We start from the raw sequence: 20806 nt of genomic DNA, 5'->3' as shown, positions 1-20806 counted from the left end.
CCGCGCGTGAAAGTGGGGGCCGCGTCGATGCACGCACACGGGCGTGGACACGCGCGGCAGGCAGCGGTCGGGCGTCATGGCCGACGTGCCCGCGATATCCTCCGTGGCGCTGGAAACGCCGCGAAGGCGGCGCATCACCGGGCCGGTCGAACCGTCGACTTGAGGAATATCAGTCGTTTCTGCCCGAGGTGAAAATCCCTGGGACGATACGGAGGAGAGACGGTGCGGTCAGCCCCCGTGGCTTCCGTAGCTCCTGCATTGCTTCCCCCTTGGTTCGTGTCTTCGCATTCGCGACGGTCGAACTAGTCCCGTAGAACTTTTAAGATTCAAACCCAGCGCGCCCGCGCGGCGCAAGTTCCTCCACCGGTCAGCTGGTCATGAGCAAGGTCAGTTTGGTCAGCGGCGTCACCCCGGATGCTGACCCGCGGGCGGCCGGCGTCCTCAGGCGTCGGTGTCCGGCCCGAGCGACCGCTGCACCAGGTCCGGCGCGGCGCCGAGGTAACCGGCGGCGTCGCACAGCCGGGTCAGCTCCGCCGCCGTGACCCGGCCGGCCAGCTCCGGCTCGGCGCCGAGCTGCCGGGCCAGTGGCCGGCCGTGCCGCTCCGCCGCCCCGGTGGCCCGGTCGAGCAGCTCCCGCGCGGCGGCCCGGCCCAGCAGCGGGGCGAACGCGGCCACCAGGCGCTCGGCGACGATCCGACCCCCGGTCAGCGCGAGATTGACGCGCATCCGGTCCGGCCGCACCACCAGCCCCTCGGCCAGTTCCACCGCCGTGTGCGCGGCGCCGCCCGTCAGCCGGAGGCACTCGCGCAACGGCAGCCACTCCGCGTGCCACACGCCGGCCGGGCGTTCGTCCTCCGCGAGTAGGCACTGGGTCAGTACGGCGGTCAGCGCGGGCACCTGGAGCGCGGCGCTGCGGATCAGAGTGGTCAGCACCGGGTTGCGTTTCTGCGGCATGGCCGAGGAGCCGCCCCGGCCGGGCACATGGGGCTCGGCGACCTCACCGACCTCCGTGCGGGCCAGCGACTGCACGTCGACCGCGATCTTCCCGAGGGCCCCGGCGGTGTGCGCCAGCGCCGCGGCGAGGTCGGCGACCGGTGTGCGCAGCGTGTGCCAGGGCAGCACCGGCGCGCGCAGCCCGGTCTCCGCCGCGAACGCCGCCACCAGGCGACCGGTGCCGGCGCCGGGCTCGCCGTACCCCGCGAGGGTCCCCGCGGCGCCGCCCAGGGAGACGGGCAGGGACGCCAGGACGGCGGCCACCCGGGCGCTGCTGTCGAGCACCAGCTGCCGCCAGCCGGCCGCCTTGAGCCCAAAGGTGGTGGGCACGGCGTGCAGGGCCAGGGTGCGGCCGGCGAGCACGGTGCCGCGGTGCTCCCGGGCGAGGCCGGCGAGCGCCTCGGCGACGCGCGCCAGGTCGGCGCGGAGCAGGCGCAGGGCGTCACGGGCGACCAGCATCGCCGCAGTGTCGAAGATGTCCTGGCTGGTCGAACCGTGGTGCACGTACGCGGCGGCGTCCGGGTCCGCGGCGGCCACCACCCGGGTCAGCTCCCGAACGAGGGCGACGACCGGGTTGGCGCTCTCCCGCGCCTGGACGGCCAGCAGCCGCAGGTCCAGCCGGTCGGCTCGGGCCGCGTCGCCGACGGCCCGCGCCGCCGACGCCGGTATCGCACCGACCGCCGCCTGCGCGCGGGCCAGCGCGGCTTCGGCGTTCAGCATCGCCTGGAGCCACGCCACGTCGGACACGGCCCGCTCCACGGGAGTTCCCGCCCGCACGGGGGACAGCAGCCCGGCGTCCAGCAGGGCCGGATCGCCGCTCCGCCCGGCGGCGTTCGCCGTCATACGACGACCTCGACGCGGGTGTCCGCCGCCGGCCCGCCGTCGTCCACGACGCTGGGGCCGAGGTCCAGGGCGGCGCGGGCGATCGCGTCGGCGTCGGCGACGGTCACCGAGTCCACTCCGGGCCGGATGCCGGCCGCCGTCACCCAGTGCACCGACTCGGTCGGGACGCCGTAGGCGAAGCGCCTCGGGTGCGCCCGCCCCTGCGCGTCGACCAGCCGGTACGGCCGCCCGGTCACCGCCAGCCCACCGGTCTCGTAGGCGCGGTCACCCGCGGCGCGGATGCGGTACGGGGCGCACGCCTCGGTGTTCAGCAGGTGCCGCAGCAGCGGGTCGGCGGTGCGCCGCAGGTCGGGTTCGGGCAGCCGGGCCTCGATCAGGACCCGGGCCCGGACGGCCGGCCCCGGGACGGTGTCGGAGTCGGCCACGAAGCAGCGCCGACGGGTGTCGATCCTGATCCGGGTGTCCGGGCCGGTGAGGTCCAGGATCCCGGCGTCGATCAGCGCGATCATCTCCTCGATCCGGCGCGGCGGCGGGCCGATGGACAGGAAGGCGTTGAGCGGCGTGTACCAGCGCTCCAGCTCGTCGCGGTGCGACGCCCCGTCCAGGCCCCCGTGCTCCACCGCGAGCCGCACCTCGTTGCGCAGGTCGCGCAGGACGTCCAGGGCGGCCTTGACCGGGCCGCTCACGTTGCCCTCGCGCGCGTGCCGGACGTCGTCGCGCAGCCGGGCGAGCAGCCAGGCCCGGAAGGAGTCGCGGTCGGCGTGGCGACACTGCCGCGCGGGGTCGGCGAGCGCGGCCCAGTCCCACCGCTCGGCCACCGGGACCCGGTAGGCGTCCAGCACGGCACCGCACTCCGCCGCCCCGGCGCAGGCCAGGTAACGCGCGGCGAACTCCGCGCCGACGCCGGCCGGCCCGCGGCGCGCCAGCAGCGTCTCGTAGTAGACCGTCTCCACCTCGCGCGCGATGAGCGGCCACAGGTCCCCGGTGAAGGACAGCGGCGTCGCCGCGCCGCCGGAGCGGGAGCGCAGGGCGCCCACCCGGCCGGGCGTGAGCAGCCGCGGCAGATGACGCCCGTGCGGCCCCTTCTCGTTCCGGCCCCTGGCGTGGAAGGGCACTCCACGCCGGGAAGTGGCGTGGAGGAGGGGCTCCTCGCCGCTCGGCCGGTACACCAGTCCGTCGCCGACGCGGTCGAACCGGCCGCCGCGGCCCAGGGTGAACAGGGCGAGGTAGTCGAAGAAGCACAGCCCGAGGCCCCGCAGCAGGACCGGCTGCCCGCCCGGGATGCCGTCGAGGTCGGCGTCCGCGGGGTTGGCGGGCGGGACGTAGGTCAGGTGGTTGATCCGGGACAGGCTCGCGGTGCGCTCCTCGCGCGCCGTCGGCCGGGTCGGCAGGTGCCCCTGGGCGAGGACGACGGCGTCCAGGTGGTTCAGCCGCGTGCCGTCGGCCAGGCGGATGCCCTGCGGTCCGCCCGGCCGGCCGTGGGTGTCGGCCATGGCCACGGCCCGGGACCGGTGGAGCCGGATCTCGACATGGCCGGGAGCGCCGTCCCGCGTCCGCCGGAAGCACTCGGCGAAGTAGCGCCCGCACAGGGCCCGTGTGGGATAGGAGTCAGGTGTCAGCGACCGCGCCTCCGCCAGCGTGGCGGCTTCGTACGCGGCACCGCCGGCACCGTCCCGCGCGGCGTCGGCGAGGGCCGCCGCCCACTCGTACAGGCTCGGTCCGGGCTCCACGGGACCGCCGATACGGGACGCCGCGTCGGAGTAGACGGTGATCTGACTGGCGACGGTGTTGGCCAGCAGGTGCCGGGACTGGTCGGTGCGCCAGACCGCGCCGGCGCCCGGTGCGGCGTCGTCGACGACATGGACGACCACCCGGCGGTGCGAGGGCCGCGCCCGCTCGTGGGCGCACAGCCTCTCCAGGACGGCGAGCCCGCGGGGGCCCGCGCCGACAACGGCGATCTCGTGCGCGGTGGCGTTCAGCACGCTTCGATCGTGGGCCGCTGCCCCCGCACGGGCAACGACGGGCCGACCGATCAGTCAAGTGCGTCCCGTCCACCGCCTTGTGCGCACCCGGAGTTGACACACTCCGGGGCCGGTCGGGCGACTCGCGGGCCGCGGCCCCGCCGCGGCTGAAGAATGCCGGTCATGCGCGCTGCCTACATCGACGAGTTCGGTCCCGCCGCGTCCATCCGGTTCGGCGAACTGCCGGACCCCCGGCCGGGCGCCGGCGACGTGCTCGTGGACGTCGAGGTGACGACGGCCAACCACGTCGACACCTTCATCCGGTCCGGCGCGGTCGCCACGCCCGTGGACTTCCCGTTCGTGGTGGGCCGCGATCTGGTCGGCCGGGTCGCCGCCCTGGGGGAGCGGGTGACGGGCTTCGAGCCCGGACAGCGGGTGTGGTGCAACAGCCTCGGCCACGGCGGGCGCCAGGGCGCGGCGGCCGAACGCGCGGTCGTGCCCGCCGAGCGGCTCTACCCGCTGCCGGACGGTGTGGACCCCGCGGCGGCGGTGGCCCTGCTGCACCCCGCCGCCACCGCCCACCTCGGCCTGGTTACGCACGGCGGGCTGCGCGCCGGGGCGACCGTGGTGGTGATCGGGGCGGCCGGCAACGTCGGCGCCGCCATGGTGGCCGTCGCGGCCGGGGCGGGCGCCCGGGTGGTCGCCGTCGCCCGGGAACGCGACACCGCGTACTGCCGGGCGCTGGGTGCCGACGTGGTCGTCGACCGCACGTCCGGCGACATCGGCGCCGCGCTGGCCCGTGCCTGCCCCGACGGCGTCGACCTCTACGCGGACGCGGCGGGCGTCAACGACCTCGCCACGGCCGTCGGCCTGCTGGCCCGGCGCGGCCGGATCGTCCTGCTCGCCGGGCTGCACACCCGGCCCGTGCTGCCGGCCGGGCCGCTGTACGTGCAGGACCGCTCCGTGGTCGGCTTCGCCATCACCGGCGCCCCGGCCGCCGAACTCGCCGAGGCGGCGCACCGCGTCAACGGCCTGCTCACCGAGGGCCGGCTGCGCCCGCGGCAGGTGCGGACCCTGCCGCTGAGCGCGACCGCGGAGGCCCACCGGATGCTGGAGGCGGGCGAACTGCGCGGGACCCGCGTGGTGCTGACCGCGCGCTGAGCGGCCGGGCTCACGGCCGCACGGGGTGCGGCAGGACCCCGGCCAGCAGGGTGCCGAGGATACGTACGCCGTCCTGGGTGAGCACCGACTCGGCGTGGAACTGCACTGAGGCGAAGTACGTGCCGCGCAGCGCGTGCACCTCGCCGGTGGCGGCGTCCCGGGAGACCTCCACGTCCCCGGCGTCCGGGGTGTTCAGCCGGTCGGACGCGCTGTGCGCGGCGAAGCTGTTGTAGAAGCCGACGCGTTCCGGGCGGCCGAAGAGGTCGATGGCCCGCTGCACCCCCTGGTGCGGTGCGGCACGCCGCCGCACGTCCAGGCCGAGTCGATGGCTGAGCACCTGGTGGCTCAGGCACACGGCCAGGAACGGCCGGCGCTCGGCGAGCAACCGGTTGACGGCGGCGTGCAGATGGGCGATCCGCGGCTCGGTGAGGCGCAGCGGGTCGCCGGGGCCGGGGCCCAGGACGACGAGGTCGTACTCCGCGAAGGAGTAAGGATCGTCGAAGCGGCGCACGGTGACCTCCGGGCCGACCGACCGCAGCTGATGGGCGATCATCGAGGTGAACGTGTCTTCGGCGTCGACGACCAGCACCCGCCGCCCCGGCAGCTCCGGCCGTGCCGCGTCGGCGGGTCGCGGCCCGTCCAGCCAGAACCGGGCGATGCCCGCGTTGCGGGCCAGCAGCGCCGACCGCACCGACGGATGCCGGCCCAGCGCCTCCTGCGGCGCCGCCCGCAGCGCGGTGAGCAGCCCCGTCGCCTTCGCCCGGGTCTCCGCCACCTCGGCGTCCGGGTCGGAATCGTGCACCAGGGTGGCGCCCACCCCGATCGCCATCCGACCCCGGGAGTCGATCTCGGCGGTGCGGATCAGGATCGACGAGTCCAGGGTGCGCCGACCGTGACCGTCCCGGCCGATGAGCGCGATCACGCCGCTGTAGTAGCCGCGCCCCTGCGGCTCGTACCGGTTGATGACCCGGCTCGCGCTCTCCAGCGGACTGCCGGTGACGGTCGGCGCGTACAGCGTGGTGTGCAGGATCTCCCGTACGTCGCGCTCGGTGCGTCCCTCGATCAGGTACTCGGTGTGCGCGAGGCGGGCCATCTCCTTGAGGAACGGCCCCGTCACGCGCACGCCGCTGTCGCAGACCCGGGCCATCATCTTCAGTTCCTCGTCCACGACCATGAACAGCTCGTACGTCTCCTTGCGGTCGCCGAGGAAGTCCATCACCCCCGACAGGGTCGGCCCGGAGACGGGGTAGCGGTAGGTGCCGCTGATCGGGTTCATCATGGCGGTCCCGTCGCGCAGGCTCACGTGCCGCTCGGGCGTCGCGCCGACCAGGGTGCGCTCGCCGGTGTGGACCACGAACGTCCAGTAGACGCCGGACTCGCGGGCCAGCAGACGGCGGAAGAGCGCGAGTGCCGTGGCCGGCGTGTAGTCGGTGACGTCGGCGAGGAAACGGCGTTTGATGACGAAGTTCGCGCCCTCGCCCCTGGCGATCTCGTCGGCGAGGACGCGCCGTACCAGGTCCGCGTACGCCGCGTCGTCGATGTCGAAGTGCTCGTCCGTCAGCCGGATGGCCACGTCGGGGACGCGGTCCAGCAGGACGGCCCGGTCCAGCACGGCCTGTTGACGCACCGTCATGGCGAGCAGCGGCCGTCCGTCGTCCGGTGCGGGGAAGCCCCGTTCCGCCAGCTGCCGGTAGGGCAGCAGCGCCAGTACGTCCGCCCCGGCGGGCCCCCGAGGCGACTCGGGCACCGGCAGGTCGGCGACGCGGTCCACCGCGCCGACCGGGCCGGTGAGGACGTCCACCCGGTCGGCGCCGGTGGCGGTCGGCCGGTAGAGCAGGGCGAACGGAGGAGGGTCGGGGGCGAGTATCCGGTCCAGCAGCGCGTGGGCGGCCGTCTCCTCGGCGCTCATGCGGTCGGCCTCCGCGCGGGCGCCGGAGCGCCTGTCCCGATGAGCGGGACGCCGCCGGCGGCGGGCAGGCCCCGGGTGGTCGCCACCACCGCGCAGCGGCGGGCGGCGTAGGCGAGGGCGAGCCGGTGCTCCTCGGCGGAGAAGTCGGCGACGGCGTCGGCCACCAGGAAGGTCTGGATGTCCTGGGTGAAGGCGTCGACGGCGGTGGCGAGGACCCCGATGTGGGCGTAGACCCCGCACAGGATCAGCTGGTCACGGCCCTCGGCGCGCATCCGGGCCAGCAGACCGGAACGGAAGAAGGCGCTGTAGCGCCACTTGGTGAGTGCCCAGTCGCGCGGGCGCGGCGCCAGTTCGCCGGTCACGGCCCGGTCCTCGGCGTCCAGGCGCATGCCCGGACCCCAGAAGTCCATCAGCAGGCCGCGCTGCTCGCGGGTCATGCTGCCGGGCTGCGCCGTGAACGCCACGGGAATGCCCTGGCGTTCGCAGCCCTCCCGCAGCAGGGCGACGTTGCCGATCAGCTCCGCGCGCTGGCTGTCGGCGATTGGGCGCAGGAAGTAGCGCTGCATGTCGTGCACCAGCAGGACGGCACGGTCGGCGCGCACGGTCCAGCGCGCGGTGTTGGCCGGCAGGTCGTGCCCGCCGGGCATCGGGTACGCGGCGATGGCGGGAATCCCGGGCATGGTCAGGTCTCCTCTCGGTTCCGCTCAGGCGCCGAGCGACGCGCCGCCGTCGACGGTGAGGCCGTGCAGCGTGATGTGCCCGGCCTGCTCCGACAGCAGGAACAGCACCGCGGCGGCGATGTCCTCGGGCCGGGCGATGCGGCCCAGCGGGATGCCCACCCGGAAGTCGGCGCCGCTGCCGTCCACGGTGCGGGCGCGTCCGCTGTCGTCCTGCCACATGGACCACAGCATCGGGGTCTCGGTCGACCCGGGCGCCACGACGTTGCAGCGGATGCCGTGGCGGGCGACCTCCAGGCCCAGCGACTTGGTGAACATGGAGGCCGCCGCCTTGGACGCGGCGTATCCGGCCATCCCCGCCCGGGGCGTGGCGGCGGCGTTCGAGGCGACCGTGACGATCGCGCCCCGCCCGCGCGGCACCATCCGCTCCACCACGGCACGGGACACGTGGAAGACCCCGCCGCAGTTGACCGCGAACATCTCCGCCCAGTCCCGTCCGCTCAGTTCGCGGACCTCGCCCATACGCAGCAGCCCCGCCGCGTTGACCAGGTACTCCACTGGTCCCAGCCGCTCCTCGACCGCCGCGACCGTGGCCAGCACCGCGTCTGCGTCGGTGACGTCGGCGGGGTGGGCCGTCACGGGCAGGCCCGCTGCGGTCAGTTCGGCGGTGGCCCGGCGCAGTGCGTCGCCGTCGCGGTCGACGGCCGCCACGGCCGTGCCCTGCTCGGCCAGGGCCCGGACCACGGCCCGGCCGATGCCTCCCGCGGCACCGGTGACGAGCGCCACCCCGCCCGTCGGAGCGGTCCCCGCGTTCATGGCCCCTGCGGTCATGGTGGTCACCCTCCTGTCGCCTGTCCCGTCACGGCCGCCTCGGCCGCCCGGACCGGTGGGCCGGTGCCGGTCCACGCGGTCAGCACCTCCAGCGCCTGTTCGGCGGTGAGCCGGGGATCGCAGAAGCTCGTGTAGACGGTGCCGGCCAGGCCGGCCTCCCAGGCGTCGGTGACGCACTCGGTCACCCGGTCCGGTGTCGTCTCCAGATGAACGCCGCCGGGGTGCGCCCCGGCCTCGGCCAGTACGGCGCGGAACTCCCGGACCTCCCGCTGGAGGGTGCGCACATAGCGGGTCTTGCGTCCGTCGCGGGTGACGACGGTGTTGCCGTGCATGGGGTCGACCAGCCACACCACCGGATGCCCGGCCGCGGCCACCGCGCGCACCAGCGCCGGCAGCCGCTCGGTCACCGTGCCGGCGCCCATCCGGACGATGAGGGTCAGCCTCCCGGGCCGGCGCTCGGGGTCCAGCACCTCGCACAGGGCAAGGAGTTCGTCCCGGCCCATGCCCGGCCCCACCTTGACCGCGACGGGGTTGAGCACCTGCGCGAGCAGGGCGACGTGCGGGCCGTCGACCCGGCGGGTGCGTTCCCCGATCCACGGCCAGTGCGTGGACGCCAGCAGCAGCCCGCCGCCGGGCGTGCGGCGCAGCAGGGGCAGTTCGTAGTCCAGGATGAGTGCCTCGTGGCTGGTCCATACCGGGTGGGACGGCAGGTCGGCGCGGCCCCAGCCCAGGTGGGCCATGATGTCGGCGGCGGCCATGTAGCCCGTGACCAGACGCAGCGGGTCCGGGGTTCGTGCAGGGATATCCGGTGCCGGGCCGTTGACCAAGTGGCCGCGAAAAACAGGCAGTTGACGGTCCCCGACACGCTCGGTCAGCCGCGACCGGGGCTTGGCGAACTGGCCCGCGATCCGGCCCGCGCGCAGCACCGGGCGGCCCTCGGCCCGCCGCATCGCGTCGGCGAGCAGGTCGAGTACGCCGACCTTGCGGGCGACGTCGTACGCCGTGCACTCCGCCGGGTCCTCGGCGCAGTCGCCGGCCTGTACCACCTCGGCCGCCCCGGCGCTGACCTGCGCCAGCTCCGCCCGCAGTACTCGTACGTCGGCCGCGTCGACGAGTCCGGGCCGCCCGGCCAGGGTTTCCCGCGCGCAGCGCACCCGCGACCGGTCCGCCCACTCCGGCTGCTGTCCCGCCTTCTCCAGCGGAATTGACACCATGTCACTGGTCAACGCCGACTCCAGCCTGCGCCTGGCGATCCGAGACGATCGCGAATGATCGGAAAGTTCGCCCCGATGTCGGATGTCATTCGAACGGTGACCCGAAATGAGTGGGGCGTACGCCACCACCCTCACCCCAGTGGGAGAGGCGGCCCAAGGCGCGGTGGACCGGTTCGTCAGGTCGGCGGAAGTCTGTCAGTTATGGGTACTTGACAGATGCCGCGGAAGCATTTTGGCCCACGGTCCGGAGGGCTGCCACCGTGGTGCGATGGGGTACACGGAGGACACGGAGGAAACCCGGTCACCGGCGCCGGTGGCCCACACCGCCGCCGGCGCACTGCGCGGAACGAGCACCGGCCCGGACGGGCGGATCGCGGCGTTTCTCGGGGTGCCGTTCATGGCGCCCCCCGTCGGCGCCCTGCGCTTCGCCTCGCCGCGTCCGCACCCGCCGTGGACCGGGACCCGGCAGGCGCTCGACCCGCCCCCGGCCTTCCTCCAGCGCCGTCGCCTCTCCCCGGTCACCGCACCGGCACCGGTGCCCGCGACCGCCGAGGACGCCGGATACGCCAACGTCTGGACGCCGGACCTGCACGGCCGCCGGCCGGTTCTGGTCTATCTGCACGGCGGAGGCTGGGAGGTCGGCGGCGGCAGCAGTCCCACCCTCGACGGCACCCGGCTCGCCGCCCGCGGCGACCTGGTCGTCGTCACCGGCAACTACCGCCTCGGCCCCCTGGGGTTCGGACGGCACGAGCAGCTCGCCGACCCGGACACCGGGCGCTGCGCCAACTGGGGGCTCCAGGACCAGATCGCCCTCGTGGAGTGGGTGCGCTCCACCGTCGCGGGCTTCGGCGGTGACCCGGAGAACATCACCCTGTGCGGTACGTCCGCGGGCGGCTCCAGTGTCTGGCAGCTCGCCCTGCTGCCCCGGCTGCGGGGCGCGATCCGCCGGATCGTCCCGATCAGCGCCGGGCATGTGTGGGCACCGGCCTACTGCCTGGACCCCGACGACGCGCGCACGGCGTTCGACGCCCTCGCGGACCGGCTCGGCGTCGACGTCCCCGGTCTGCGGACCGTGGACGCCGGCAAGCTGCTGGCCGCCTGGGAGGACTACTTCGCGGCCACTCCCGACGGCCACCCGGTACCGTCCGGCCGCTGCTACCGCGGGCCCGTGATCGACGGTGACCTGATGCCCGCGTACGACGTCCACCGGCCCGTCCCCGACCTGCCGGTGCTGTGCGTCGTCACGGCGACGGAGGGCTCGTTCCACACGGCGGGGGTCCATCCGCCCCCCGCCGACGGGAGCGCCCTGCGCAGCGTGGTCCACGCCCACCTCCGCAAAGGGCGGCCCGGCGTCTCGCGGGACGTCGCGGAGGAGGCCGTCCGGTACTACCGCGCCCTGGCCCGCGAGGAGGGGCGGCCGAGCGACCCGTTCTCCCTGTACACGGAGATCGTCGGGGACAGCCTGTTCCGGCACCAGGTCGTCCGCCTGGCCGAGCGGGGTGCGCGGGAGAGCGAGGCGCCTCGGTACCTCCTGCACTTCGCCTATCCCGTGCGCCCGCCCGGGATCGGCACCCCGCACGAGGCGACCGCGCCGTTCCTCTTCGGCACCCACGGCACCGAGCACCATCGCCGGACCTTCGGTGACGGCCCGCTGGAGCGGCGGGTCTCAGCGACCCTCGTCGACCTGGTCGCGTCGTTCGCGCGCGACGGCGTGCCGCGCAGCCGACTCGCCCCCGACTGGCACCGGTTCACCCCCGACCGCGCCGACGTGATGTGCCTCGGCGAGCCCGCGGGGCCCCGGGTCGGCGCGCTGCCGAAGGCGGACCAACTGCGGTTCTGGGACACGGCCGGCTGGCATCCGCGCACGTAGGCAGTACGCAGGCAGTACGTAGGCAGTGCATAAGGCAGCACCTGGGCAGGACGTAGACAGAACGACCACGTATGCCGGCGTCCGCACGCGAGGGCCGGGCCGGCACCGCCGGCCCGGCCCCTGCCGGTCGCCCCGCGCCGCCCGCGTCAGCCCGCGCCGCCGACCGCGAGCAGCTCGAACGGCGTCCCCTGCTCGTCGGCGACCCGAGCGCACCGCCCGTCGAGCGTGTCGCAGGGGCTCGCACGCAACGAGCCGCCCAAGGCGACGACCCGCGCCACCGCGGCGTCGGTGTCGGCGACACCGAAGGCGACCGTCCAGTGCGACGGCACCCCGGCGGGCGGCTCCCCGAGGCCCGCCACCGGACGCCCGTCGAGTTCGAGGACGACACCGCCGTCACCGGCGCCCCGCACGGTATGCCCGAAGACATCGGCGTAGAAGCCCTGGGACGCCTCGACGTCCGTGCTCAGGCAGTGGTACCGCACCACGGACCCGGCCACGCCGGCGATCTCGGCGCCGAGGTACTCGCCGGCCTGCCAGACGGCGAACTCCGCGCCCGCGGGGTCGGCGGCGACGGCGAACCGTCCGTGCGTCCCCACGTCGCACGGCGGCAGCAGCAGCCCGCCCCCGGCCTTGAGGACGGCGTCCGCCGCGGCCTCGGCGTCGTCCACCGCGAGGCACACCAGCCACGCCGGTGCCTCCCCGGCCGCCTCTTCGGACGGCCGCGGGCCGATGTCCGCGACCGCGCGGCCGTCCAGCCGGGCGGTCAGATAGTGGTCGTAGTCCGGGCCGTGGTCGAAGAACGTCCAGCCGAACAGCTCCCCGTAGAAGGCGCCGGCCCGTGTCGGATCGCCGAGCCGCACCTCCACCCAGCACGGCGAACCGTGCGGCCACGGGGTGTCGCGCACCGTCCTGCCCAGACGCATCAGATGTCCAGGCCGAAGGTGCGCAGCCGCTCGTCGCTCACCATGGTGATCTTCGGTTCGGGGCGCAGCCCCCGGGTGAGGGCCCCTGCCACCTGGAGGGTGCGCAGCGTCTGGTACTCGATCGCGCCGAAGTTGTCCTCGGTGACGCTGTTGGCCTGGTGCCGCGAGATCGTGCCGGTGCCGTAGGGCGCCCCGTTGCCCGGCCGGTGCAGCACCGCGGCGGCCGAACCGTTCGGCACGATTACGGCACCCCAGTGGCAGAACGCGTTGTGCAGGGCGAGGATCGCCGCCTGCTGGCCCGCGTGCGGCATCGACCCCGAGGCGAAGGCGGACACGGCCTTGTCCATCAGCCTGCCGGGGATGGCGACCGGCCCGGTGTGGTCGATGAAGTTGAGGATCTGCGGCGCGGGCAGCCCGTAGTGCACCGGCGTGCCGATCATGATGGCGTCCGCCCAGACGAGGTCGTCCAGGGAGGCGTCCGGCACGTCCTCGGTGGCCGCCGCCAGTTCGGCGTGGGCGGCCCGGTCGAGGATCATCGGGTCGGGGAGGTCGGGTGCCTTGCGCACGCGTACCTCGGCACCGGCGTCCAGCGCCGTCTTCGCCGCCTTTTCCACGAGCTGATAGGTGTTTCCGCTCCGGGAATGGAACACAATGGTGATGTGGGTCAAGGGACACACTCCTCGCCGACCGATCTCATTCTTTCAGGGCGCGCATTCCCTCCGCAGCATGGCTTTCGGAAAGACGGCGCGGCCATGTCCGTCCGCGCGATCTGTCAGGTCGGGACCGGCAATTGCCTTTGCCCGGCCGTCTTTTCCCGGCCCCGGCGAAGCTGACAGACATCCGTCCGGTGCGGTGCCCGCCGACACCTCCGGCTGTTGTACTCGACGTCATGTCCGACACCTTCGCGAGCGCCGGGCCGCCCGCCGACGCGGCCGATCTCCCGTATGTCTTCGCCGACGCCTTCAACGCGCGCGACCTCGACCTGCTTCAGGACCTCTTCGAACCGGAGGCGGGGCATGTGATGCGGCCCGGCCGGATGTCCGCGGGGGCACCGAGACGGGCGGCACTGCCGGACGTGGTGCGCGACCGGGTCCCGATCACCGTGTCGCTGCGCCAGGTCTACGTGGTGGGCGACACCGCCCTGCTGATCAACGACTACGTCCACGACGGCGCCGGGCCGGACGGCGGCCATGTGCACACCGAGGGCACCGCCACGGACGTCGCCCGCCGGGGCCCGGACGGGCGCTGGCGGTATCTGATCTCCAACCCCTCAGGAACGGCGTGACCTCCCGGCCGTCCGGGGCGGTTCGCGGCCCCGGACGGCCGGGAGGCCCCGGCGTTCTGCTTGTCCCTCGATCAGTCGAACGACATCGGTACGGAGGCGCCCCCGGCCGCCTTCACCGGCAGCCGCTCCAGCCTGATCCCGAACCATTTGTCGTACGCCTCGCGGATCTCCGCCTCGCCGGACAGCCGCCGGCTCTCCCGCTCACCGCCCACGACATGCGTGAGCTGGTCCTCCTTGAGCGTGATCCGGCCGTTCTCGGTTGGCAGCGAACAGAACAGGTTCTGCAGGAACGGTGAGTCGGGTGCCGTGCGGTACCACCACAGGGTGGGCCCGAAGTCGGAGACGGCGCACGGCACGTCGTACACCCGGTACTGGAGCGCGTCGCCCGATCGCACGTCGACGCCGCCGTCGTCGGCGGGGGTGAGCCGGAAGGCGCCGTGCGGATCCTCCTGCACGGCGTCCGACTCCAGCGACAGCGGGTAGCGGCTGTTGCGGCCGAACCCGACATCGACCAGCCAGTCCTGCCCGTCCGCCCGGACCTTGAGGGCGAGATGGCACAGCGGTGCCGTCAGCTCGCCCTTGATCCAGACGCGGCCGGGCATCAGGGAGACCTCGTACCCGAGGCCGCGGAGCAGGAAGGACAGGGCGGGGTTGACCTCGTAGCAGCCGCCGCCGCGCCGCTCCTGGACGATCTTCGGGACGACGCGCTCGTCCATGTGGATCTCCTCGCCCAGGTGGTACCCCAGGTTCTCGAAGGGCACGGAGAGCAGATGGCGCATCTGCAGGGTGCGCAGTGACGCCAGATCGGCGCGGGCGGGGCGCTGGGCGGAGATGCGGTCCAGATACGCGGTGACCATGGTCTCGGAGAGCAACTGACGTCCCTTCTATCGGTGTTCGGCCAATCGACGGGTCAATCGGGGGAAGAGGTCCAGGGCGTTGCCGGACTCGATGCGCACCAGCTCCTCGGGCGAGAACCCACCGTTCTCCACGATGTAGCGGCCGTTGGCCGCCCCGAACGACTCCGGCATGAACGGGAAGTCCGTACCGACCAGGACGCGGTCCGCCGTGGCGAAGGAGCGCACCGAGCCGAAGGCGTACGGGTCGCCGATCATGGCGGTGTCGCCGTAGAGCCGGCGCAGACTGGCGAGGGGATCGTCGGGCAGCCGCTCCGCCAGGTCGGCGCGGATCAGCGGACCGCAGGCGAGCCGCGCGGCGTAGTAGGCGACGCCGCCCCCGCCGTGGGACAGGATCACCCGCAGCCCGGGGTGCCGCTCCAGGGTGCGGTTGTACAGGAGCTGGGCCGCCACCCGCACCGTCTCGAAGGGGAACTCGCACAGCGAGACGGGCAGCCCGAACGTCGGCTGGTCGACGGGCGGCGCCGTCGGATGCACGAACAGCGGGGTGCCCCGCCGGGCGGCCTCGGCGTGGAACGCCTCCAGCGACGGGTCCCCGGCGTACACCCCGCCGTAGTTGGTGACCAGGCCGACCCCGTCCAGGCCCAGGACGTCCATGCTGTAGGCGAGTTCCTCCAGCGCGGCGTCCACGTGCGGCAGCGGCAGTACGGCGAAGGCGCCGAGCCGGCCGGGGTGCGCGGCGACGAGCCCCGCGAGGAACTCGTTGACGCGGCGCGCGAACCGGGCACCGGTGACGGCGTCCACGGCCGGCACCCCGGGCCACACGTTGACCACCGCCGCCCGGATGCCCTGCGCGTCCATCATCGACAGGCTGGTCTCCACCCGCCATTCCGGCCGGTCGACCCCGGGCAGCGTGGACGCGAACCCGAGTTTCCTGAGTTCTGACACATAGAATTCCGGGAGGATGTGGTGGTGCACGTCGACGGCGTTTTCCCAAGGCGGGCGGGCCGATGCCGAATTGCTGGTCCCCATGCATGGTCCCCTGTCCATGGTCCCTTGTCCGGACGGACGGGCATTTCGGCACCCCACGCTACGTTTCCCCGCGGAGACCGTCGACGCGGTGCCGGGGAAGTCTGTCACCTTCGGCGGAGGTGACATTCCCCGCCGCAATTCCTGGGGGCGGGACGGCGTCGCCGGTTAGGTTCCGGAACAGAGCTGTCGTACCGGACGACCCGAAACGAGTCATCATGGCCAGTCCCGCAGCAGCCGTCCCCGACGCGGAGACGATCGGCGTTCTCGGCACCGGATCCTGCCTTCCCGGACGTGTCGTCGGCAACGACGAGGTGGGGGCGCGGGCCGGGGTGACGGACGAGTGGATCGCCGGCAAGACCCTGATCCGTGAACGCCGCTGGGCGAAGGCGGACGAGTCCACGTCGGATCTCGCGGCGATGGCCGCGCGTGCCGCCCTCGACGACGCCGGGGTGCGCGCCGAGGAGATCGCGCTGGTCCTGGTGGCCACGTCGACGCCGGACTCGCCCCAGCCGCCCACCGCCGCCGCGGTCGCGGCCGGGCTCGGGGCGCCGGCGGGCACGCCCGCCTTCGACCTCAACGCGGTGTGCAGCGGCTTCGTGTTCGCCCTGACCGCGGCGGAGCGCATGATCCGCGGCACCGGGGGGCACGCCGTGGTCGTCGGCGCCGACATCTACTCCCGCACCCTGGACCCCGGCGACCGGCGGACCGTCGTGCTCTTCGGGGACGGCGCCGGGGCGGTGGTCCTCGGCCCCACCACGGGCGCCGGAGTGCTCGCCACCCGGCTCGCCACCTTCCCCGAGGAACGCGGCCTGATCCGGGTCCCGGCGGGCGGATCGGTCATCCCCGCCTCGGCCGACTCCGTCGAACAGGGCCTGCACTACTTCACCATGGACGGCCCGGCGGTCCGGCGCTTCGTCCACAGCCGGGTCGGGCCGCTGATCCGCTCTTTCCTGGACACCCACCTGCCGGGCCGCGACCGGCCCGTGCACTTCGTGCCCCACCAGGCCAACGGCCGGATGATCGAGGCTCTCGCGACGGACCTCGGATTCGCACCCGCGTACACCCACACGACCGTGCGGCGGTACGGAAACACCGGGGCGGCGTCCGTCCCCGTCACCCTGGACCGGGCGGCCGGCCGCTTCGCCCCCGGCGACCTGGTGCTGCTCGCCGGATTCGGCGGGGGCATGGCGGCCGGACTGGCCCTCGTCGAATGGACCTGACGAATTCGCCAGGTGTCCCGTTGCCGGGGTGGCGAGGACCCGGTGAGCATGTCGGTGTCTCATCGGAAAGCACAGGGAAACGGGCCGTCGATGAATCCGTCAGTGAATCGGTCAGTGAATCGGTCAGAGAATCCGGGAAACGACAGGGAACCCCTTTTCGAGGTCAGTGTGGAAACACACGTCGCCGCCGCCGTCGACTTCGTCTACTCGGTGGTCAGCGACCTTCCGCGCAGCCACCAGTGGAGCGAGGAATGCGTCGGAGGAGAATGGATCGACGGTGAGCCCGGCGCGCGCGGCTCGGTGTTCCGCGGCCACAACTTCCGGCGCGTCGACGTGGTGGCCTGGGCCCCCGTGGTGCGCGGCACCTGGACCACGACGGCCGAGGTCGTGACGGCCGAACCGCCCCACGGCTTCGCCTGGGCGATGCGGACGGAGGCCGGCCGGACCCAGGACAGCGTCTGGGGATTCACCCTGCGCCCCGCAGCGAACGGCACCGCCCTCACGCATTATTTCCGGATGGGCGCCGCCACCGAAGGAATCCAGGGCATCACCGCCGAGATGCCCGACGACGAGAAGAAGCGGTTCTTCCAGGAATGGGAGGCCAAGCTGTTCACCGACATGTCCGCCACCGTCGGACGTCTGAAGCAGGTCATCGAGAGCGCGTGACCCCGCGCTCGCGTCCCTACGAGGAGATCGAGACCGACGCATGATTCTCCAGCGCATAGGCAATCGCGGCATGAGGCTGGGCACCCTGTTCGACCGGGCGGCAGCCCGGTATCCGACGAACGTCCTGCTCCTCGATCACGACCTGGACATCGCGCCGGACCGCGGCCGGAGCCTGACGATGACGGACGTCGCCGACCTGGTGAGCGACCTCGCCTCCCGGCTCTGGCGCGCCGGACTGCGGCCCGGCGACCATACGGTGATTCACAAGAGCAACTCCTTCGACATCACCTTGCTCGCCATCGCGGCCACCCGGATCGGCGCGGTCCCGGTCCTGCTGTCGCCGCACCTGGACGGCGACACCGTCGCGGCCCTGCTGCGCCGGGTCGACCGCCCGTACCTGATCACCGACGCGGCGAAGCTGACCGGCTCGCTGCCCGCCACCGTCCTCACCCTCAGCCGCCGGGTCCTGCTGGCCGCCGGCGCCCACGAAGGCGCCACGGCCCTGGACGACCTGGCGGGCGTCCCGCGCGTCCCCGCCCTGGAACTGCCGACCGAGCACCCGACGCTGGTGACACACACCTCCGGCACCACCGGCCTGCCGAAGCTGGCCGTCCACACCGCCTTCAGCCTCGAAGCCCGCTACCGGCCCCAGTCCTGGTCCACCGCCCTGATGCGGCGGCGCGAACCGGTCGCCATCCACGTCTCCTTCGTGCACTCGCGCCTGTTCACCGCGCTGGCCATCGCCCTGCTGCGCGGCTTCCCGGTCGCGGTGCTCGCCGACGCCGACGCGCAGCGGGTGGCACGGCTGTTCGCCCGACTGCGCCCGGCCGTCCTGGAAGCCCACCCGAACACCTACATGAGCTGGGAGGAACTCGCCCGCGACCCGCTCGCTCCGCTGGCCAACGTCAAGTTCTTCAGCAGCACGTTCGACGCGCTGCACCCGCGTACGGTGCGCACCCTGATCGGCGCGTCCCGCCGGCGCTCCCCCCGGTTCGGCCAGATCTACGGGCAGAGCGAGGTCGGCCCGACCGTGGCCCGCTCCTACGGAAGGCACCGCTCCCCGGAGGCCGACGGGCGCTGCGTGGGCATCCCGTTCCCGGGGATGACCGCGGTCCGGGTGGTCGGCCGGGACGGCAAGCGACCGGGCCCGTCCGCGCCGGGGTTCATCGAGGTCAGCAGCGACGGCCGGGTCCGCACCTACCTGGGCGAGCCGGACCGCTTCGAGCGGCAGGCCGACGGCCGCTGGTGGCGCATGGGCGACGTCGGCTACCGCACGCGCTGGGGCTGTCTGCACCTGATGGACCGGGAGGTGGACGAGATACCCGGCTTCGGCAGCACGCTGGCGGTGGAGGACCGTGTGTTCTCCCGGCTGAGCGAGGTGTCGGAGGTGGTGATCATCCCGTCGGCCGACGGGCCGCCCCGGCCGGTGGTGTGCACCAGGAGCGACCGCCCACTGGACCGGGCGGCATGGCGAGCGGCGGTGGCGGACCTCCCGGAGATGGCCGCCCCCGTGCAGTGGCGGCAGGCGGATCTGCCGCAGACGGCCACCGTCAAGATCAAACGGCTGGAACTGGCACGGCTGCTCGACGCGGGCGGCGCTCTCGGCGAGGCAGCGGACGGCGGCCCCGGGTGGCCGGGCGGCGGTCCCGGTGGGGGACCGGCCGGGGCACCGGCATGACGACCGTCGCCATCGCCGGCGGCGGCATCGGCGGCCTGGCCGCGGCACTCGCCGTCGCCGCCCGCGGGCACCGCGTCGTGCTGTGCGAGCGCGGCGACGCGTTCACCGAACTAGGCGCGGGCATCCAGCTCGCCCCCAACGGCATGCACGCCCTGCACCGGCTCGGACTGGCCGCGCGGGTCCGCCGGATCGCCGTCCCCGTCGGGGAACTGCGCTTCATGGACGGCCTCTCCGGCCGGTACGTCACCGGGATGCCGCTGGACGAGCGGTACCGCGCCCGCTTCCACCACGCCTACGTGGTCGTGCACCGTGGCGAGCTGTACCGGCTGCTGCTGCACGCCTGCCGGGACAACGGGCTGATCGACCTGCGCCCGTCCTCGGCGGTCACCGGCTACGAGCACGTCGAGCAGGGCGTGCGCGTCCTGCTCGCCCGCGGGGGGACGGTCCTCGCGGACGCCCTCGTCGGCGCCGACGGACTGCACTCCGCCGTACGCGCCCAGCTGGTCGGGGACGGCGCGCCGCGCAGCGCGGGCATCACCGTCTACCGGTCGACGGTGCCCATGGAGCGCGTGCCGTCCGAGCTGCGCCACCCGTCGGTGACGTGGTGGGCGGGCCCCGGGCGGCACGTCGTGCACTACCCGATCGCCGGCGGCCGGCTGCTCAACCTGGCGCCCAGCGTGGAGAACCGGCCGGCCGGGACCTTCTCCGGCCGGGCGGTGCCGGCGAGCGAGGTGCGCGAGCAGTTCGCCATGCTGTGCGCCCCCGCACGGCGGCTGCTGGAGCTGGGTACGGACTGGAAGGCGTGGGTCCTGGTCGACCGTGCACCGGTGGACGTGTGGACCGACGGCCGGGTCGCCCTGCTCGGCGACGCCGCGCACCCGATGCTGCACTACGCGGCGCAGGGCGCGTGCATGGCCCTGGAGGACGCGGTGGTCCTCGGCGACCTGCTGGACTGCCCGGCGCGCTGGTTCGCCTCGCGGCTGCGCCGCTACAACCGGGTCCGCCGGGAGCGCACCGCGCGGGTGCACCGGCTCGCCCGGGACAGCGTCGCGCTCTGGCACGCCCGGGGCCCGGCTGCGACCCGCCGCGACACGGCGCTGACCGCATTGACGGCGACCGACCTGCACGACTACGTGTCCTGGCTGCACGGCGCCCGGAACTTCGCCGCCACGCTCCCGGTCGATCCGGACGAGGAACCATCCACACCGCCCGGCGGCGCCGCCGCGACGGTTCCGGACGCCCCTCACTCGCCCGACGGCCGCACGGCTCCCCAACGGCCCCCGCACGCAGGCCCTCCGGGCCACCCCGAACGGCACTCACGCCACGGGTGACCGCATCGCGCCGACCGGCCCCCGCGGTCCGGGCGGCCGTCCCGGCCCTGCCTGACAGCCGACGCTGCACGACCCCGGGTTCGATCCGCCGCGCAGGTACTCGACTCGGCCGGCGCGCCCGACGGACGGCCGGATGTGCCGCCCGGCCGCTCGCCCCCGCAGTCCGGGCGGCCGTCCCGGCCCGGTCTGGCAGCGATGCCGTACGGCCTCCGGACGGGGCCGGTGCCGCGCCGTACTCGCCGTCCGGCTGCCCGGCCCGGTCCGGTCGGTGGCGTTCGGCGGGTGCCCGGGACGGCGCCGGACGGCACCCGCGCGTCGGGCGGCCGCCCCCTCGCCCTGACCGCCGACTCGCCCTACG

General features: G+C 74.1%; 17 protein-coding genes. 7 read left to right on the top strand and 10 right to left on the bottom strand.

The window, feature by feature from the left end; all coding sequences use genetic code 11:
* Positions 1-441: 441 nt before the first annotated feature.
* Together pcaB and ACFC1X_RS17310 are read right to left on the bottom strand one after the other, a co-directional pair.
* Positions 442-1836, bottom strand: coding sequence for a 3-carboxy-cis,cis-muconate cycloisomerase (pcaB, locus tag ACFC1X_RS17315; protein ID WP_376354311.1), 1395 nt, complete (start codon positions 1834-1836; stop codon positions 442-444).
* Positions 1833-3815 carry an FAD/NAD(P)-binding protein gene (locus ACFC1X_RS17310; RefSeq protein WP_376354542.1) on the bottom strand — a complete coding sequence of 661 codons (1983 nt, stop codon included), beginning with the start codon at positions 3813-3815 and terminating at the stop codon, positions 1833-1835. The genes pcaB and ACFC1X_RS17310 overlap by 4 nt, the downstream gene beginning before the upstream one ends.
* A 165-nt stretch (positions 3816-3980) precedes the next feature.
* Between ACFC1X_RS17310 and ACFC1X_RS17305 the strand changes: the two genes are divergently transcribed.
* A complete protein-coding gene (locus ACFC1X_RS17305; RefSeq protein ID WP_376354309.1) occupies positions 3981-4958 on the top strand; it encodes an NADPH:quinone reductase in 978 nt (325 codons plus the stop codon).
* Positions 4959-4968: 10 nt separating this feature from the next.
* Here ACFC1X_RS17305 and ACFC1X_RS17300 read toward each other — a convergent pair whose 3' ends face one another.
* Genes ACFC1X_RS17300 through ACFC1X_RS17285 form a run of 4 tightly spaced genes read right to left on the bottom strand, consistent with a single transcriptional unit; the run spans position 4969 to position 9589 of the window.
* The gene (locus tag ACFC1X_RS17300; RefSeq protein ID WP_376354306.1) at positions 4969-6867 is read right to left on the bottom strand and encodes an anthranilate synthase family protein; all 1899 of its coding nucleotides are present in this window, start codon (positions 6865-6867) and stop codon (positions 4969-4971) included.
* The gene (locus ACFC1X_RS17295; RefSeq protein ID WP_376354303.1) at positions 6864-7547 is read right to left on the bottom strand and encodes an isochorismatase family protein; all 684 of its coding nucleotides are present in this window, start codon (positions 7545-7547) and stop codon (positions 6864-6866) included. The genes ACFC1X_RS17300 and ACFC1X_RS17295 overlap by 4 nt, the downstream gene beginning before the upstream one ends.
* A 24-nt stretch (positions 7548-7571) precedes the next feature.
* The gene (locus tag ACFC1X_RS17290) at positions 7572-8375 is read right to left on the bottom strand and encodes a 2,3-dihydro-2,3-dihydroxybenzoate dehydrogenase (protein ID WP_376354301.1); all 804 of its coding nucleotides are present in this window, start codon (positions 8373-8375) and stop codon (positions 7572-7574) included.
* A gap of 5 nt (positions 8376-8380) precedes the next feature.
* Positions 8381-9589, bottom strand: coding sequence for a 3-deoxy-7-phosphoheptulonate synthase (locus ACFC1X_RS17285; protein WP_376354299.1), 1209 nt, complete (start codon positions 9587-9589; stop codon positions 8381-8383).
* A 268-nt stretch (positions 9590-9857) separates the two neighbouring features.
* Here ACFC1X_RS17285 and ACFC1X_RS17280 point away from each other — a divergent pair, with 268 nt between their 5' ends.
* Entirely contained in the window at positions 9858-11459 is a 1602-nt protein-coding gene (locus ACFC1X_RS17280) for a carboxylesterase family protein (protein WP_376354297.1), read from the top strand.
* Between the two features lie 146 nt (positions 11460-11605).
* On the opposite strand, the gene ACFC1X_RS17275 is transcribed toward ACFC1X_RS17280, so the two are convergent.
* Positions 11606-12382 carry a VOC family protein gene (locus ACFC1X_RS17275; RefSeq protein WP_376354294.1) on the bottom strand — a complete coding sequence of 259 codons (777 nt, stop codon included), beginning with the start codon at positions 12380-12382 and terminating at the stop codon, positions 11606-11608.
* Positions 12382-13050 (bottom strand): flavodoxin family protein, encoded by a 669-nt coding sequence (locus tag ACFC1X_RS17270; protein ID WP_376354291.1) that lies wholly within the window; start codon positions 13048-13050, stop codon positions 12382-12384. The genes ACFC1X_RS17275 and ACFC1X_RS17270 overlap by 1 nt, the downstream gene beginning before the upstream one ends.
* 221 nt (positions 13051-13271) lie before the next feature.
* Here ACFC1X_RS17270 and ACFC1X_RS17265 point away from each other — a divergent pair, with 221 nt between their 5' ends.
* Positions 13272-13667, top strand: a complete 396-nt coding sequence (locus tag ACFC1X_RS17265) for a YybH family protein (RefSeq protein WP_376354288.1) — start codon at positions 13272-13274, stop codon at positions 13665-13667.
* A 71-nt stretch (positions 13668-13738) separates the two neighbouring features.
* On the opposite strand, the gene ACFC1X_RS17260 is transcribed toward ACFC1X_RS17265, so the two are convergent.
* Positions 13739-14539, bottom strand: a complete 801-nt coding sequence (locus ACFC1X_RS17260; protein ID WP_376354285.1) for an arylamine N-acetyltransferase — start codon at positions 14537-14539, stop codon at positions 13739-13741.
* 12 nt (positions 14540-14551) lie between these two features.
* A complete protein-coding gene (locus tag ACFC1X_RS17255) occupies positions 14552-15553 on the bottom strand; it encodes an amidohydrolase family protein (RefSeq protein ID WP_376354282.1) in 1002 nt (333 codons plus the stop codon).
* A 215-nt stretch (positions 15554-15768) separates the two neighbouring features.
* On the opposite strand from ACFC1X_RS17255, the gene ACFC1X_RS17250 reads away from it, so the two are divergent.
* The 4 genes from ACFC1X_RS17250 to ACFC1X_RS17235 all read left to right on the top strand — a co-directional run bounded on the left by ACFC1X_RS17250 (position 15769) and on the right by ACFC1X_RS17235 (position 20448).
* Complete coding sequence (locus tag ACFC1X_RS17250; protein WP_376354279.1) at positions 15769-16773, top strand: 3-oxoacyl-ACP synthase III family protein; 1005 nt, start codon at positions 15769-15771, stop codon at positions 16771-16773.
* A gap of 168 nt (positions 16774-16941) precedes the next feature.
* Entirely contained in the window at positions 16942-17439 is a 498-nt protein-coding gene (locus tag ACFC1X_RS17245; protein WP_376354277.1) for an SRPBCC family protein, read from the top strand.
* A 40-nt stretch (positions 17440-17479) separates the two neighbouring features.
* Positions 17480-19117, top strand: coding sequence for a class I adenylate-forming enzyme family protein (locus ACFC1X_RS17240; RefSeq protein ID WP_376354274.1), 1638 nt, complete (start codon positions 17480-17482; stop codon positions 19115-19117).
* On the top strand, positions 19114-20448 hold the full coding sequence (locus ACFC1X_RS17235; RefSeq protein WP_376354271.1) for an FAD-dependent monooxygenase: 1335 nt from the start codon (positions 19114-19116) through the stop codon (positions 20446-20448). Before ACFC1X_RS17240 ends, ACFC1X_RS17235 begins: the two co-directional genes overlap by 4 nt.
* Positions 20449-20806 lie beyond the last annotated feature (358 nt).

The sequence above is a fragment of the Streptomyces sp. NPDC056128 genome, assembly GCF_042263835.1.
Taxonomy (GTDB): Bacteria; Actinomycetota; Actinomycetes; order Streptomycetales; family Streptomycetaceae; genus Streptomyces.
The sequence above is the reverse complement of the archived record's forward strand: the minus strand, read 5'-3'. Positions and strand labels throughout refer to the sequence as shown.